Raw genomic sequence first — 15,084 nt, 5'->3', positions numbered from 1 at the left:
CTTTCATTTTTATAGTAAATGCGCTTCGCGCTTGTCAAAACTTTCCTTGGCAAGGTCAACCAAACGCTCGATTAAGTCTGGGTAGCTGATTCCCATATTGTCCCAAAGTAGTGGATACATAGACCACTGGGTGAAACCTGGCATGGTATTAAGCTCGTTTAAGAAAATCTCGCCCTTATCTGTATAGAAGAAATCGCAACGAGAGAGACCGAGGCCACCAATGGCACGAAAGGCCGTTTCTGCATTTTGACGCATGACAGCTACCACATTATCACTGATCTTGGCTGGAATATCCATAGTAATCTTGTTATCAATATACTTGGCGTCATAGTCGTAGAAGTCAACATCCTTGACAACTTCTCCTGGCAGCGTGCTTTTGACATCGTAGTTGCCCAAGAGACCAACCTCGATTTCACGGGCATTGACCCCTTGCTCAACCAAGACACGGCTGTCATATTGGAAGGCAAGTTTCAAGGCTTGACGGAGTTCTTCTTGATTTTCAGACTTAGAAATACCGACACTAGAACCCATATTTGACGGTTTTGTAAAGACTGGATAAGTCAATTTTTCTTCCACTTCAGCGATTTTAGCAGTCACATCATCGCCTTCAACGATAGCAACATAAGGAACTTGGGCAATCCCGACAGATTCTAAGACACGCTTGGTCGTGATTTTATCCATGGCAAGACTGGATGACAAGATGTTACAGCCGACATAAGGCATTTTCAAAACTTCAAGGAATCCTTGAACAGAGCCATCCTCTCCCATCGGACCATGAAGGACTGGAAAGACCACTGCACCTTCTTCATAGATGGCACTTGGTGCAACTTGCTTATCCATATCAATGGTTTCATTGGTCATGAGACGGTCCTCTTGACCTGGAGTCTGGCTAAATTCTTGCGTTTTGATAAAGTCACCTGACTGGCTGATGAAGAAAGTCTTGACTGTGAAACAGTCGTAATTGACCGCACGCATGACACTTTCAGCTGAAAGGACAGAGACTTCACGCTCTGCACTACGCCCACCGTATAAAAGAATAATCGTTTGTTTCATATTATTTGTTCCAATTCTAATAGAATACTCGCTCTTTAGTATATCATATTTGCTTCTTTTTTGAAACTTGAACCTGATACTGGTTTTCAAGAAATCTAAAAAGAGACCGATAAAACAACTGTCGGTCTCCGTGATTTTTGTATAAATGAACGAAGTTTGTTAATTTGTCTACACTTACAACTCTGTTCGATTTTCAATGGCTCGTAAGAGTGTGACTTCGTCCGCATACTCAATATCTGCTCCCACAGCAAGTCCTCGTGCTAGGCGCGTAACCTTGATTCCAGCTGGCTTGAGCAAACGTGAAAGGTACATGGAAGTCGCTTCCCCATCTGCCGTGGCATTGGTTGCTACGATTACCTCTGAAACTTCACTATCCATTAGACGAGTCATAAGGCTCTTGAGATTGATATCGTCTGGACTGATGCCATTCATGGGAGAAATGAGTCCATGCAAAACATGATAGAGTCCATGGTATTCTTGGATATTCTCCATAGCCGCCACATCGCGACTATCCTCAAGAACTAAAATCGTTGTCTGGTCACGACTTGGATCGGTACAGATAGAGCAAGGATCATCATCAGTCAAACGACCACAGATAGAACAATAGGTCAATTCTCGCTTAGCAGAAAGGAGATTTTTGGCAAATTCATTGACGTCGTCATCTGACATTCCAATCGTATAAAATGCCAGACGCGTAGCTGTCTTAATCCCGATACCTGGCAACTTGGAATAACTGTCAATTAGCTTGGCAATAGGTGTTGGATAAAGCATATGTTCCTTTCTAATTCATTGGATGGTGCTGGTTATAGAGGTTAATAATATCGCGCGCAATGGAAGGTCCGACACCATTTGTCAGATTGGTGTTATGTGGGAAGACAACTGCAACAGCAATTTGAGGATTATCTGATGGTGCATAGGCCACCGCATTAGTATTGTTGGCTTTTTGGCCACCTGCTACATAACTTTCGGCTGTACCTGTTTTCCCACTAATGGATACAGCTGCACCATTTGAAAAGGCACGACCTGTCGTCAGAGAACTTCCACCGTGAGAAACTTGATAAAATCCTTGTTGGAGGATGGAAACATCAGACTCAGAAATATTAATTTTATTCATTTCCTTGGTATCAATAGATTGGATTAAGCCCCCTAAGCCACCTTGTTCATTGTTTCCATAAATCCCCTCAACAATGTGGGGTGCAATCCGAACACCGTTGTTAGCAATGGTTCCAACGTACTGGGCCAATTGCATAGGAGTGTAGTTATCAAACTGGCCAAATGCATTGGTAATGTAATTAGCAAAGTCATATTCCTGAGGGGTAAATCCAGTAGATTCATCCGGAAGGTCAATACCCGTTGAAGCTCCTAGACCATATTCCGCAAATGTCGCACGCAATTTCCCCATGGCGGATTCCAAATTGCTGGTTCCAACAAACATATTAGGTTGATAAGTTTGCCCCATGATACCCAAAGCCGTTTGAACCATGTAGGTATTAGAAGAATACTCCAAGGCTTCCACCGCTGTAATCGGGAATGAACCATAGGCCTGAGTGTACCAAGAATTAATCGGAGCTGAACCTTGGAAGACAATAGGTTGGTCTGTCAAGGTTTGATTTCCTGACAAAACTCCATTCTCCCAACCAGAGCTGATAGTTGCTGCTTTAACAACCGAACCTGGGACAAAGACATTGGTTACCGTTCCCAAGGAATCAGGTGTTAACTCTCCCGTTTTCAAGTCATGTTTGAGACCTGACATAGACAAAACTGCACCTGTTTTGGGGTTCAAAGCAACTGCATACACACCTTCAGAATATCTAGCTCCTCCATTTCCTAACTCAGAATTGAAGTAACTTTTAAGAAGATTATCCACACTATCTTGGAAGGCCAAATCGATGGTTAGTTTAATATTGTTTCCTTTGTTACCATCTTCGATATTATCGACACTTTCCATATTGCCATACTTGTCTAAATGAATCTCTTTCACTGAGCGTTTTCCTTGCAAGGTTTCCTCATATTGTTTTTCTAGATAAGAAGTCCCAACACGGTCATTTAAAGAATAACCTTTTTTAAGATAGGAATCTGCTTCTTCAGCTGGGAGACCAGCTTTTTCACTGGAAACACTTCCTACTATAGAAGAAAGCGAAGTCTCAAGAACCTTTCGATCCCAGGAAGTTGAAATACTGATACCAGGTAAATTCTTAGAAGCCGAAGCAATCAAGGCAATCTGTGTATCTGTCAAGGAATCTGTCGCAACGGTTCCTGTCGCAAAATTTTCTACTGCATTGAGTTGGCTAAAGAGGTAAATTTCTTTCTTTTCGTCATCCGAGTAGGTCAATTGACTTGGATCGATACTTTCAACAGTGTTATTGTAAAGCTCGGATTCAGATAATTGATTCCCATCAGAATTAAGGCGTTTCTCACGCGGTAAACTTTCTACTGCTTTCTTATAGACATCTTGATCTGCTAGGTAGTAGTCTGCCAACTGTCGGTCAGTCAATGTTGGAGAAGAAACTCCCACATAGGCTAGCAACTTCTTGGCTGTTTCTTTCAAATCTGCAGCCGTCATTTTGTTGTTCCTTGTAAAAGATACAACTTGCTTGATGGTGTTTTCGACGAGAGGTTTCCCTGTTGCATCGTAGATTTGTCCACGAGCCGAACTAGTTGTTACCTTTGTTTTACTTGCCGATGCTAGTTTTGTCTCATAAAAATCTTTGTTCAAAACCTGCATGTAAAGCAGGCGACCAATGATGGTCATAAAGAGCAAAATAACAATTGAAAACAATAAATTAAGCCGAATCGGAATCGAATGGCTATCAAATTTTCTCATACAAGTCAGTCTCATTTCTATTTAAAATCTCATTCTTCATTGTACCATAAATTGAGAAGAAAATTATGGAAAATGGGAGTACTTTATTTGATTTTTAAAAGAGCTTTTCTTTTTTATTTAATTATCATTATTTTATATGGTATAATAATATCAACCAATAGAAATTTTTGACTTTTAATTTAATATAAATCATACAAAGGAAGCCCATGAACAATCAAGATATTCCCTCTATTATTGATCTCCACTTTGATGAATTAACTGAATTAGAGCAAGAAATTGCTCGCTATTTCTTACAGGTCAATACGATACAGGATGATTTATCATCACAAAACGTCGCTCAGAAACTTCATATTTCCCAGGCGGCTCTAACCCGTTTTGCTAAAAAGTGTGGTTTTACTGGCTATAGAGAATTTATTTTCCAATACCAACATCAAATCGATAACCAAAATCTTCAGCTATCGACCCATAATCCTCTTATCCAAGGCGTTCTCAGAAGCTATAGCAATATGCGAGAGCAAACTCAAGAATTAATTAATGAAAATCAAATAGAACGAATAGCTACTATGATAGAAGATGCTGAAAGAGTCTATTTTTTTGGCACTGGAAGCTCTGGCCTTGTCGCTCGTGAGATGAAATTACGCTTTATGCGTTTAGGAGTTGTCTGTGAAGCCATAACCGATCAAGATGGCTTTGCTTGGACTACTAGTATCATGGATGACAATTGCTTGGTTCTTGGCTTTTCACTATCTGGAGCCACTCAATCTATTCTGGACAGCTTGTTAGATGCTAAAGAAATGGGGGCAAAAACAGTCCTCTTTACCAGCGTACCAAACAAAGAAAACCAATTGTATACTGAAACTGTACTGGTTGCTAGTCACAATCAATCATCCTATATTCAGCGTATCTCCTCTCAACTTCCAATGCTTTTTTGGGTTGATTTGATCTATGCTTACTTTTTAGAAATCAATCGAGAAAATAAAGAGAGAATATTCAATAGCTACTGGGAAAATAAAAAACTCAACGGCTATCGAAGACAAAGAAGAATTAGAAAATCCTAGTTTGGCTGAGCCAAACTAGGATTTTTATTCGTCACTAAACATAACTCATCTAGATCCTGAGTCAGTCATATCTTGACTCGGTCTTAAATAATTTCATGTAATCACTTTTTGAAGGGAGTAGATAAGCAAGCCTGACAGTATCATCAACAATTGTATACAATACGATGTAATCCTTACTCAAGGTCAATCCTCGCGTTTGATAGTGAGGATCTAATCTCTTCCCAAATTTTTCATCAACATCAAATCCAGCTTGGGGGAAAATTTCCAGCCGATTAATATCCTTTCTAATATTGGCTACTTTTCGTCTCGCAGCCTCTACAGAACCAATTTCCTCTGCTATATACTGATATATTTTATCCAGACTATCAATCACTCTAGGAGAATACAAAATCCTATATTTTTTATAATCCATAGCGTGTCACGACATCCTCATCTGTCAAGTAATTTCCAGCCTCAATCTTGGCATAACTTTCTTGAACTTCTGCTTGTAATTGTCTAAACAAATACTCCTTCTCTAATTCCTCTTCACTAAGTAAATCTACTCCATTTGTTACGACAACATTCTTTAAAAATAATCTGAGTGCTGATGAAAGAGAGAGATTTTGTTCTTTTAACACTTCCATGGCATCATTTACCAATTCTCTATTAGCTTGGAAAGTCACCATTTTACTTGAATTCGCTATAGCCATTTTATATAATTCCTTTATATATTTTCTTTATTATCTCACAATTATAAAGAAAGTCAAGAAGTTTTGATTTGAAAGAATCAATTTCTAAAATTTTTCATGTCCTAAAAAGCGGAATAAATTTTGAACTTGTTAAGATTATTTTCTATTCTTTCTTCCACTTATATCCTGTCCAGCATGCTAAAGCAAGTAAAACTAAATTAAAGATGATAAAGAAAGTCGTAAAACTAAATAATCCATTTTGAGCTAAATCTGCCGTGTAAGGTTAAGTCTCTGTAAAGAGAAGATAAATTCCATAGCCCTCAACGAAAATAAGAAAACTGACAAAACCAATAAGGAAAAGTCCACTTGCAATAAGAAAGAGTCTCCATAAAAGAATGAGAATTCCTCCTATTGCTAAAAAAATTACTGGGACAAGGAGTAAATCATTCATGACTTTCTCCTTTCTAGTCAATCAATTGACGATAATGGGTGGCAAGAGAGGAATCAAACTCTTCTAATTTTTGAACTAAGTCCAAATACTCCTCTTTGTCATGTTCTTCAAAGTCCTCGCCTCTATGATTCTGAAGAGCGATTTCCAATTGACTAGTGAGTTCTCGTTTGGAAAAGCTGTAATCCCCCGTCACTTCCTCATAATGTTCCTTTAGCTCCTTGTAAGATTGGTATTCTTCAGGTGTTTGAAATCCCTGTACTAAGGCCTCTTCTAATTGATAATTAGACCTTCTTTCTATAAAAACTAGATCAAGCATACTGGATAAATCTTGGAGCTTTTATCACAAGAAAAAGACTCCGAAGAGTCTTCGCATTACTTATGCAATTCTTTATTACTCAATGTATGAAAAATCCCCCACAGAAGAATATTTACAATGATAAACAGCACTATTTCCACTAAATTAAAGTCTATCAAATTTCGTGACCGCATTGCCACCATAGCTTGGGAGTAGGGATAGATTAAAGATAATTTATCTGATACAAAAATCATCATAAATCCTACGAAAGTACCAATAGCACCAATTCCCACAGATTTACTGAAAACACGAGTTTTAGATGTCACAAAAAACTGTACTGCCATCATACTAATTGTTCCAAAAATCCCCAATAAATCCCACTTGAGGTAGGTGAACAAATTAGAAATTTCTAAATGAGCTAGGTGAGCACTGACATAAAAAATACCAAACAAGAACAACTGTAAAACAGCAATAAACAAGATAATTACTATTTCTTTTGCCAACAATAATTTCCCAAGACTGACATTATTAGCTCTGAGAAATTCAATATTTTTTCTGTCAAACTCTTTTCCTAACATCATGGCTACATAAAGGCTAACCAAAATCGGAAAGAAAAGCTGACTATAATAGAAGGTCAATTGTCCCCATAAAACAGGCACTTTTTCAATTTCTGCAACCATAGAATAAGCTGAACCAAAGTAAATCCCAAGACCAATCAGGCTACAAAAAGCTAAGAAGCAAATACCAATCATCAACATGGAAAATTTTTTGGTTTTCCGCCATTCTACTGATAGATAAGACATCATAGCTTGCCTCCTTTCTTTTCAACCAGATAGAGAGATAAGAAGAGATAGATTAGGGCTATTGGCAAATATGTAAAGAGTTTAAATCCTAGGTTTGTCGCCAAAACATAACTCACTTGACTGGCAACTTGCTGGTAATCCACCAGAGACATATATCCTATACCACCAAAAGGGAAAATTAGCTGTAGAAAAGCTGGTGCATGACCAAATCCAACACCAAGAAATCCTCCGAAAATCCCTAATGCCAGTATCAATGCCTGCTTCTTCACTAAAAACTGCAAAGTCAAAAATAGACAGGTTAAGACAAAAGAGGCTAGCAAGAAAATGACGATTTGCCAGAGGATTAGGCTAACAGGCATTTCTAGACCTGATAAGATTGCAATTAACTGGGCTACTACTCCCTCCAAAAAAGCGAGGAAGGTCAAAATGAACATGGTCAGGCCAAGCTTACTCAGAAAGATATGCCGTACATTTTCACCATTTGCCAAAAGCAGTTTGAAAGTGTTGCCCTCCTTCTCGTTCTTGACAATCCGCGATACAAAGAGAGAAATCACAATAGGGAGAATCAAGCCATTTACTTCTTTTATCATATAGAAAATTAGGCTAATCTGGTGCATGTCTGGATTACTTAGGTAGCGTGTAGCGGCTGCAATTGCCCAAGCAAATCCGACTCCCATAACTAGTATGCTAATGAGGAAGGATTTGGTTCGTTTTGCCTTGAGCAATTCAATAGACAAATTATTCAACATAAGACTCACTCCTTGGTTAAGTTGAGGAAGATAGATTCCAAGGTTTCTTGTTCTTGCTTCACTTCATAAATTGGAACTTTCTCGACTATTAAATCTCGTAACAAACTAGAAATATGCTGATCGGCAAGGTTAGTCAGCTTAAGTTTATCCTCTTGTATCTCCAACATCTTGCACGGATAACCAAATAACACTTGGCTAATGACTTCACGTTGACCTCTAAAATCCCCACGCACTTCCAGCCATTTATTGGACTGAATTTTACGAATTTCTCCCTCGTAAACCAGTTGACCATGATTGATAATCCCCACACGGTCAGCTATATGCTCTACTTCTGAAAGGATATGGGTAGAGATGAGGACAGTAATGCCCTGTTCTTTTGCCAACTTGATAATCAGTTCCCGAATTTCATGAATCCCTGCTGGATCTAGCCCGTTTGTTGGCTCATCCAGTATCAACAAACGCGGTTTCTTGACTAAGGCAAAGGCTAAAGCCAAGCGCTGTTTCATACCCAAAGAATAATCTTTAACCAATTTTTTCTTGTTTTTAGGTTGATCTAACCCCACAATTTTCAAGGTTTCCTGAATATTTTTCTTATCAAATCCAAGGATTTTTTGGAAGACCAAGAGATTTTCATAGCCTGTCAAATTAGGATAATAAGACGGTTCTTCAATCATAGAGCCAATCTGATTAAGATACTGCTTGTCCGTACCTATAGATTGACCAAACACTTCAATCTCCCCAGCTGTACGAGAAATCAAAGACAAAATCATCTTCATGGTGGTTGTTTTCCCTGCTCCATTCGGACCTAGAAAACCATAAATCTCACCTTGTTGAACTGACAAGGAACTAAGGTTAACTACCTGAGTGTCCTTAAATCCCTTTTGTAAGTTTTTTATCTGTAAAACATTACTAATCATTATGAACTTCCTCCTTTAAGCCAAATAATTTTCTATAATTTTGATTTCTATAAATCAAATTATCATGAGTATCTTTGATAACGTCTCCACTACTCTTATCAACAAAAATGATAGAATCAACATAATTCACAATATCTAATTGGTGACTCACTATTACCATTGTTTTGTCTGAATAAAATGGATTACTCCACCACCAGCACCAAGAACGTTATCAAGTTCTTCAAGAGTCAATTCTTGAAGAGAATTCATTGCTTCAATCTCAACGAGATTCATTTGTTGTTTAGCCATTTGGAAATACCTCACTGATTAAAATTTATTTGAGAAGTATCTCTATCTAGGTTATGTCTTTATTATAGACATGCTAGATTAATTTAAAACTAAGCTAACCTTAATTTTACATTAAGATTAAAGTATTTTATCTTTTTTCACTCTTTTGAATGGTATAATATAGATAAGCGAGGTAAGATTATGAATTTCGAACAACAACTCCTGAATGAGCACATCCTTATTATTGATGACGATAAAATTTTAAACTCTTCCATAAGAGATATTCTCACTGCATACGGATTTTCCAATCTAACATCAGCCTATGATATAGAATCTAGTTTGGACATGATTGAAACAGAGCAGTTCGACCTTTTCCTTTTGGACATTATGCTCCCCGATGGTGATGGCTACACATTAGCAAAACATATCCGAAAAAAAGGCGATACTCCTATCCTCTTTCTGACTGCCAAAAATAATCCTGAAGATGAGGTAGCTGGTTTCAATGCTGGTGGTGATGATTATGTCATGAAACCCTTCATTCCAAAAAATCTTATCTATCGTATTATGGCTCTGCTCCGGAGAAGCTATAAATCAGAACAGGAAGTAATACAGATTGGACAGACTTTGGTGAGTTTTCGGAATGCAACAGTACAAAAAAATGGAGCAGAAATTTCTATTACACCAATTGAAATTCAGATTTTGAAAAAACTTTACGATAATAAAAATTACATCGTTTCAACTGAATCTCTCTGTGATACGATTTGGGGAGTGGATAGCTTTGGTTATGAAAACTCTTTGACTGTACATATTCGGAAAATTCGAGAAAAAATAGAAGAAAATCCTTCAAAACCTCAATATTTAAAGACAGCTAAAGGGCTGGGATATAAATTGTTATCATGATTATGAACCAAACCAAAATTTTAAGGTATTCACTAAAGAAATTTATCTTTTTTTCCATCATTATCTTTATTACCAATATTATTTTAATTGCCAGTTTTGTTTTTTACATTAGGGAAAAGCAAACTGCTACTGAGACTGTGAAAATAATTTCTGAACACATTACCATCACAAAAAATAACGTCCACATACCTAAACATGATATCTCTAGTCTAAAAGAACAAAAGTTATGGCTCATGGTATTGGATAAGCAGACTGGAAAACAAGTGTACGAACAGTATAAACCTACAGAAGTTCCTTCGCAATTTGACTATGGGGACATTTTACAGTTTTCTCGCTATTATCTTTCAGATTATCCTGTTTTTAGTCAGATAAAAGGTGGCTACATCATTGTTGTTGGTTTTCCAAAAGATAAAATTGCTCGTTATAGTTATAATTACTTAGATATAGATAGTATTCGCCTGATTCCACTAGTAGCATTTGGAGTATTGCTTTTCAACTGCCTTTATTTCGCTTTTCTTTACTACTATGGTGTGACGCATATCAATCGTAAAATTGCGCCTCTTGTAACTGCTATTCAGAATCTCCCAGATGGTTTGAAAAATCCAATAAATTCTATATCAGAACTAGAATATCTTACAACTGCAATTAATCAAACCGATACTCTACTCAAAGAGAATGAAGTCTTTAAAGAGCAATGGATTTCAGGAATTGCACACGATATCAAAACACCTCTTTCTGTCATTATTTCTAACGCGTCCTTGTTAAATGATTCTGAACTAGATACACAGTCTAAAAAACATATTCGCCCAATATTGACAGAATCCTATTACATCCAAAATATTTTAAATGACTTAAATATAGTAGCTCGCCTTTCATCCGGTCATCTTCAATTAAATCAGACTGAAACAAAAATTATCCCCTTCTTCAAAGACATTCTCATCCATATTTTAAATCAAGAAATCTGGAATGATTTTGAATTTGAATTTGATTACGATTATTCACTTGTTAATCAATCTATCATGATTGAGCAGTTTTTAATCACAAGAGTTATTCATAATATCATCTACAACTCTGTTTTACATAACGAAAAGGGTTGCACAATAAGAATCAACTTATTCAAAAAAGATACAAATGTAATTGTCGAAATCAAAGATAATGGACAGGGAGCTTCACCAGAAAAAATTGCTGAGCTTAATGAATTATCTTTTAAAAACATTGATATTTCTAAAATTAGAACGACTGGAATTGGGCTAAAAATTTCAAAACAAATTGTTGATTTGCATCAGGGCTCTATTTCGTTTGCTAGTGTCCAAAATGAATTCTTTGAAAGTATCATTTCACTTCCGATCTTCAACATTACCAATCATGACCACCCGTCTAACGGGTGGTTTGAACCAGGGCTATAAGCCCAAATTACCAGCCAGCGCCTAAAGACGCTGGCTTTCACGTTGTTCAAGCCTTATTGCTCTTGACTCGTCACTTGCCTCTTAAAAAGGCTTTAGTATTACTTACCACTATCTCTAAAGAGATCCTCATATTCTTTTACACTCAATTTATCTAGTGCTATATCATGCTTTTCCTGCTCCTGAATATACTTCTTAATTGTGGCTTCATTGAGTCCAACCGTACTCACATAATAACCTTCCGCCCAGAAATGCTGATTCCCAAACTTGTACTTGAGGTTGGCGTGTTTGTCAAACATCATGAGTGCACTTTTACCTTTTAAATACCCCATGAAACTTGAAACACTTATCCTCGGTGGAATACTTACTAACATATGTACATGGTCTGGCATTAAGTGACCCTCGATAATTTCAACTCCTTTATAACTACACAAGCGATGAAATATTTCTCCTAAACTACTTCGATATTGATTATAGATTACTTTTCGTCTATACTTAGGGGTGAACACAATGTGATAGAACACATCCACTTTGTGTGTGATAAACTATGTGCCTTTTGTACCATATTTTTCTCCTTTCGCTTTACAATTGGCTTGAACACCTTTATTGTATCGCGTTTGGAGTTTTTTGGGTATAACCTTCAACGCGCACCCGCATAGCGGGTGTTTTTTTGTCTCGCACCTAGCGGAGCGAGACAGACTAATAATCACATAATTAGATAAAAAATGGAGAAGAACCATTAGAGTTTTCTCCATTTTTTTAATCTTATCTTCCACTTATATCCTGCCCAGCCTGCCAAGACAAGCAAAGCAAGATTAAAGATGATAAAGAAAGTCGTAAAACCAAATAATCCATTCTGTGCTAAATCTTCCGTGTAAAGTTCAGTTTCTGTAAAGAGAAGATAGAATCCATATACCTCAGTAAAGAGAGTAGCACAGGCTAGTCCAATTAAAAACAATCCACTAGCCAGAACTATGGACATCCAGAGAATCAAGGCAATCATGCCCACGACTATGAGAATAAGAGGAAGAATCAGAAAATCTGTCATAAGGCTCCTCCTAGTCTACCATGCGACGATAAAAGTCTGCGTCCTAGCAGATGTCTCAAAAACCATCTTACTGACAATCCAGATGCTTATTTGACTGAAATAGCTTCTGAATTTGACTGTCATCCAACTACTATCCACTATGCTCTCAAAGATATGGGCTACACTCGAAAAAAGAACCACACCTACTATGAACAAGACCCAGAAAAAGTAGCTTTATTTCTTAAAAATTTTAATAGTTTAAAGCATCTAGCACTTGTTTATATTGATGAAACAGGATTCGATACTTATTTTTATCGAGAATATGGTCGCTCTTTAAAAGGTCAGTTAATAAGTAATAAGAGGTAAAGTATCTGGAAGAAGATATCAGAGGATTTCTTTGGTTGCAGGGCTAACAAATGGTGAGTTAATCGCTCCAATGACTTACGAAGAGACGATGACGAGCGACTTTTTTGAAGCTTGGTTTCAGAAGTTTCTCTTACCAACATTAAACAAACCATCAGTTATTATTATGGATAATGCAAGATTCCATAGAATGGGTAAGCTAGAGCTCTTATGTGAAGAATTTGGGCATAAACTTTTACCTCTTCCTCCCTACTCACCTGAGTACAATCCTATTGAGAAAACATGAGCTCATATCAAAAAGCACCTCAAAAAGGTATTGTCAAGTTTCAATACTTTTTTGAGGCTCTTTTGTCTTGTTCTTGTTTCAATTTACTATACAACACAGATGAACTATATGCCCGTCGTACCTAGAAAATCCTAGTTTGGCATTGCCAAACTAGGATTGTTTTGTTTTAAAATGATAATAAGCACCTAACATCCCTGCTGTATTCTGATGATGAGCAAATTCTAATCTCGTCTTATCAGCTAGACTTGGTACCAAAGCATCTTTCAAAGATTTTCGAATTTTAGGCTTGAGAATAGCTTCTTGTCCCATGATACCACCACCTAGAATAACTACTTCTGGATTGGCCACATAACAAATATTAGCTAAACCTTTTCCTAGGTAGTCAACCATGCGGTCGATACCATCCATGCAGAGTTTGTTCCCTTCAGTAGCTTCTTTAAAGATTCTACGACCATTCCACTGATCAACTGGATCACCATGTGCTTCTGCTACATAACGAACCAAAGCTGTGGTTGAAGCTAAGTCTTGGAAAGCTCCATCCTGCATGTGTAGATAGCCAACCTCGCAGGCAGAGTTACTAAAACCATGGAAGACTTGACCGTCAATAATTAAACAACCGCCAATACCTGTTCCAATGGTCAAGCAAAGGGTCACGCTTGCTCCCTTACCAGATCCCGAAACTGCTTCTGCAAGACCTGCACAGTTGACATCATTTTCAATTTCACAAGGAATATCAAAGCTAGTCTCGATTTCCTTCTTGAACTGTGTACCTGCATAGTTTGGAATCTGTGGGCCAGCATAGAAAATCTCACCCTTGTCAGGATCCACCATACCTGCCGAAGAAATGGCAACACCTGCTACAGAATCTTTTTCAAGATAACTAGCTACAATCTGTTTGGTTTTCTCTAAAATATGGGGACCACCCTTATGTGCCTCTGTCGGTATCTCATGCGATTCAAGAAGTTGCCCCTCTTGATCAACCAAACCATACTTGATGTTAGTTCCACCGATATCAATTGCAATGTAGTTAGTCATAAATACCTCCTTATGAATTAGAGGAAGCGCTCCTTCGTTTCGCGAATCAAGGCTGCAGCTGCTTCCACAACTGGACGATCTTCTTCAGTCACTGGTGTCAAAGGTGAACGAACAGATCCAATATTAAGTCCTTCATTGATCTTCAAGACTTCTTTAATGACACCATACATATTTCCATGTGCAGAAGTAAGTTTACCAATGATAGCATTGATAGCGTATTGTAATTCACGCGCTGTTTCCAAGTCTTTATCCGCAATCAATTGGTTGAGTTTCAAGAAGAGTTCTGGCATAGCACCATAAGTACCACCGATACCAGCTTTAGCACCCATGAGGCGTCCACCTAGGAACTGTTCATCTGGACCGTTAAAGACGATATGGTCTTCTCCACCAAGGCTCACAAAAGTTTGGATATCTTGAACTGGCATAGAAGAGTTCTTCACACCGATAACACGTGGATTTTTCAACATTTCAGTATAGAGACTTGGAGTCAAAGCAACACCTGCCAATTGAGGGATGTTGTAGATTACATAGTCTGTGTTTGGAGCTGCAGAGCTGATATCATTCCAGTATTTAGCGACTGAGTATTCTGGCAAGCGGAAGTAAATTGGTGGAATCGTTGCAATGGCATCTACACCCAAGCTTTCTGCGTGACGAGCGAGCTCCATACTATCTTTAGTATTGTTACAAGCTACGTGAGCAATAATCGTCAATTTGCCTTTAGCAACTGCCATAACTTCTTCCAAAATCAATTTGCGGTCTTCAACGCTTTGGTAGATACATTCACCAGAAGAACCATTAACATAAAGACCTTGAACACCTTTATCAATGAAGTATTGAACCAAGGCACGTGTGCGCTCTGGACTTACTTCTCCTTGTTCATCGTAACATGCGTAGAAGGCTGGAATGACACCTTCGTATTTTTTCAAATCTGACATAGATTTTCTCCTGTTATTTTTATTTTCTGCTAAAGCAGATTCTTTCTTTA

16 protein-coding genes and 3 pseudogenes are annotated in these 15,084 nt (G+C 37.7%); 4 read left to right on the top strand and 15 right to left on the bottom strand.

Translation table 11 applies throughout. From position 1 onward, the window contains the following. Positions 1-9: 9 nt before the first annotated feature. The 3 genes from SK642_RS02670 to pbp2b form a co-directional block, all read right to left on the bottom strand. Positions 10-1,053, bottom strand: a complete 1,044-nt coding sequence (locus tag SK642_RS02670) for a D-alanine--D-alanine ligase (RefSeq protein ID WP_033683250.1) — start codon at positions 1,051-1,053, stop codon at positions 10-12. A 174-nt stretch (positions 1,054-1,227) separates the two neighbouring features. Beyond that, positions 1,228-1,824 (bottom strand): recombination mediator RecR, encoded by a 597-nt coding sequence (recR, locus tag SK642_RS02665; protein WP_000966748.1) that lies wholly within the window; start codon positions 1,822-1,824, stop codon positions 1,228-1,230. A 10-nt stretch (positions 1,825-1,834) separates the two neighbouring features. Then, complete coding sequence (pbp2b, locus tag SK642_RS02660; RefSeq protein ID WP_080708912.1) at positions 1,835-3,892, bottom strand: penicillin-binding protein PBP2B; 2,058 nt, start codon at positions 3,890-3,892, stop codon at positions 1,835-1,837. A 191-nt stretch (positions 3,893-4,083) separates the two neighbouring features. Between pbp2b and SK642_RS02655 the strand changes: the two genes are divergently transcribed. After that, on the top strand, positions 4,084-4,935 hold the full coding sequence (locus SK642_RS02655; protein WP_033683248.1) for a MurR/RpiR family transcriptional regulator: 852 nt from the start codon (positions 4,084-4,086) through the stop codon (positions 4,933-4,935). Positions 4,936-4,996: 61 nt separating this feature from the next. Here SK642_RS02655 and SK642_RS02650 read toward each other — a convergent pair whose 3' ends face one another. The 8 genes and pseudogenes from SK642_RS02650 to SK642_RS02615 form a co-directional block, all read right to left on the bottom strand. Then, positions 4,997-5,347: a type II toxin-antitoxin system RelE/ParE family toxin gene (locus SK642_RS02650; protein WP_033683247.1), complete on the bottom strand. Its 351-nt coding sequence runs from the start codon at positions 5,345-5,347 to the stop codon at positions 4,997-4,999. Beyond that, the gene (locus tag SK642_RS02645) at positions 5,337-5,624 is read right to left on the bottom strand and encodes an XRE family transcriptional regulator (protein WP_033683246.1); all 288 of its coding nucleotides are present in this window, start codon (positions 5,622-5,624) and stop codon (positions 5,337-5,339) included. The genes SK642_RS02650 and SK642_RS02645 overlap by 11 nt, the downstream gene beginning before the upstream one ends. 142 nt (positions 5,625-5,766) lie before the next feature. Next, positions 5,767-6,054 (bottom strand): annotated as a pseudogene (locus tag SK642_RS02640) (DUF5966 family protein). A gap of 13 nt (positions 6,055-6,067) precedes the next feature. After that, on the bottom strand, positions 6,068-6,370 hold the full coding sequence (locus SK642_RS02635; protein ID WP_033683245.1) for a DUF5962 family protein: 303 nt from the start codon (positions 6,368-6,370) through the stop codon (positions 6,068-6,070). Between the two features lie 56 nt (positions 6,371-6,426). Beyond that, the gene (locus SK642_RS02630) at positions 6,427-7,155 is read right to left on the bottom strand and encodes an ABC transporter permease (protein WP_033683244.1); all 729 of its coding nucleotides are present in this window, start codon (positions 7,153-7,155) and stop codon (positions 6,427-6,429) included. Beyond that, entirely contained in the window at positions 7,152-7,901 is a 750-nt protein-coding gene (locus SK642_RS02625) for an ABC transporter permease (RefSeq protein ID WP_033683243.1), read from the bottom strand. The genes SK642_RS02630 and SK642_RS02625 overlap by 4 nt, the downstream gene beginning before the upstream one ends. Positions 7,902-7,906: 5 nt before the next feature. Continuing rightward, positions 7,907-8,818: an ABC transporter ATP-binding protein gene (locus tag SK642_RS02620; RefSeq protein ID WP_080708911.1), complete on the bottom strand. Its 912-nt coding sequence runs from the start codon at positions 8,816-8,818 to the stop codon at positions 7,907-7,909. A 153-nt stretch (positions 8,819-8,971) separates the two neighbouring features. Further along, positions 8,972-9,106 (bottom strand): type A2 lanthipeptide, encoded by a 135-nt coding sequence (locus tag SK642_RS02615; RefSeq protein ID WP_033683242.1) that lies wholly within the window; start codon positions 9,104-9,106, stop codon positions 8,972-8,974. A gap of 180 nt (positions 9,107-9,286) precedes the next feature. On the opposite strand from SK642_RS02615, the gene SK642_RS02610 reads away from it, so the two are divergent. Together SK642_RS02610 and SK642_RS02605 are read left to right on the top strand one after the other, a co-directional pair. Beyond that, a complete protein-coding gene (locus SK642_RS02610; RefSeq protein WP_033683241.1) occupies positions 9,287-9,985 on the top strand; it encodes a response regulator transcription factor in 699 nt (232 codons plus the stop codon). Further along, positions 9,982-11,391, top strand: coding sequence for a sensor histidine kinase (locus SK642_RS02605; protein WP_033683239.1), 1,410 nt, complete (start codon positions 9,982-9,984; stop codon positions 11,389-11,391). The genes SK642_RS02610 and SK642_RS02605 overlap by 4 nt, the downstream gene beginning before the upstream one ends. 98 nt (positions 11,392-11,489) lie before the next feature. On the opposite strand, the pseudogene tnpA reads toward SK642_RS02605, so the two are convergent. Together tnpA and SK642_RS02590 are read right to left on the bottom strand one after the other, a co-directional pair. Next, positions 11,490-11,953: pseudogene (gene tnpA, locus SK642_RS02600) on the bottom strand (IS200/IS605 family transposase). A 174-nt stretch (positions 11,954-12,127) separates the two neighbouring features. After that, a complete protein-coding gene (locus SK642_RS02590; protein ID WP_033683236.1) occupies positions 12,128-12,436 on the bottom strand; it encodes a DUF5966 family protein in 309 nt (102 codons plus the stop codon). Positions 12,437-12,490: 54 nt separating this feature from the next. Between SK642_RS02590 and SK642_RS09900 the strand changes: the two are divergent. After that, positions 12,491-13,189 (top strand): annotated as a pseudogene (locus SK642_RS09900) (IS630 family transposase); the annotation flags it as partial. A 25-nt stretch (positions 13,190-13,214) separates the two neighbouring features. On the opposite strand, the gene SK642_RS02575 reads toward SK642_RS09900, so the two are convergent. Both SK642_RS02575 and SK642_RS02570 read right to left on the bottom strand, forming a co-directional pair. Beyond that, the gene (locus SK642_RS02575; RefSeq protein ID WP_033683234.1) at positions 13,215-14,099 is read right to left on the bottom strand and encodes an ROK family protein; all 885 of its coding nucleotides are present in this window, start codon (positions 14,097-14,099) and stop codon (positions 13,215-13,217) included. 17 nt (positions 14,100-14,116) lie between these two features. After that, on the bottom strand, positions 14,117-15,034 hold the full coding sequence (locus SK642_RS02570; RefSeq protein WP_001281525.1) for a dihydrodipicolinate synthase family protein: 918 nt from the start codon (positions 15,032-15,034) through the stop codon (positions 14,117-14,119). Between the last annotated feature and the right edge of the window lie 50 nt (positions 15,035-15,084).

Source organism: Streptococcus mitis (genome assembly GCF_000722705.1).
In the GTDB taxonomy this organism is placed as follows: domain Bacteria; phylum Bacillota; class Bacilli; order Lactobacillales; family Streptococcaceae; genus Streptococcus; species Streptococcus mitis_P.
Note: the sequence above shows the minus strand (reverse complement) of the source record. Positions and strands in the feature narration are given on the sequence as shown.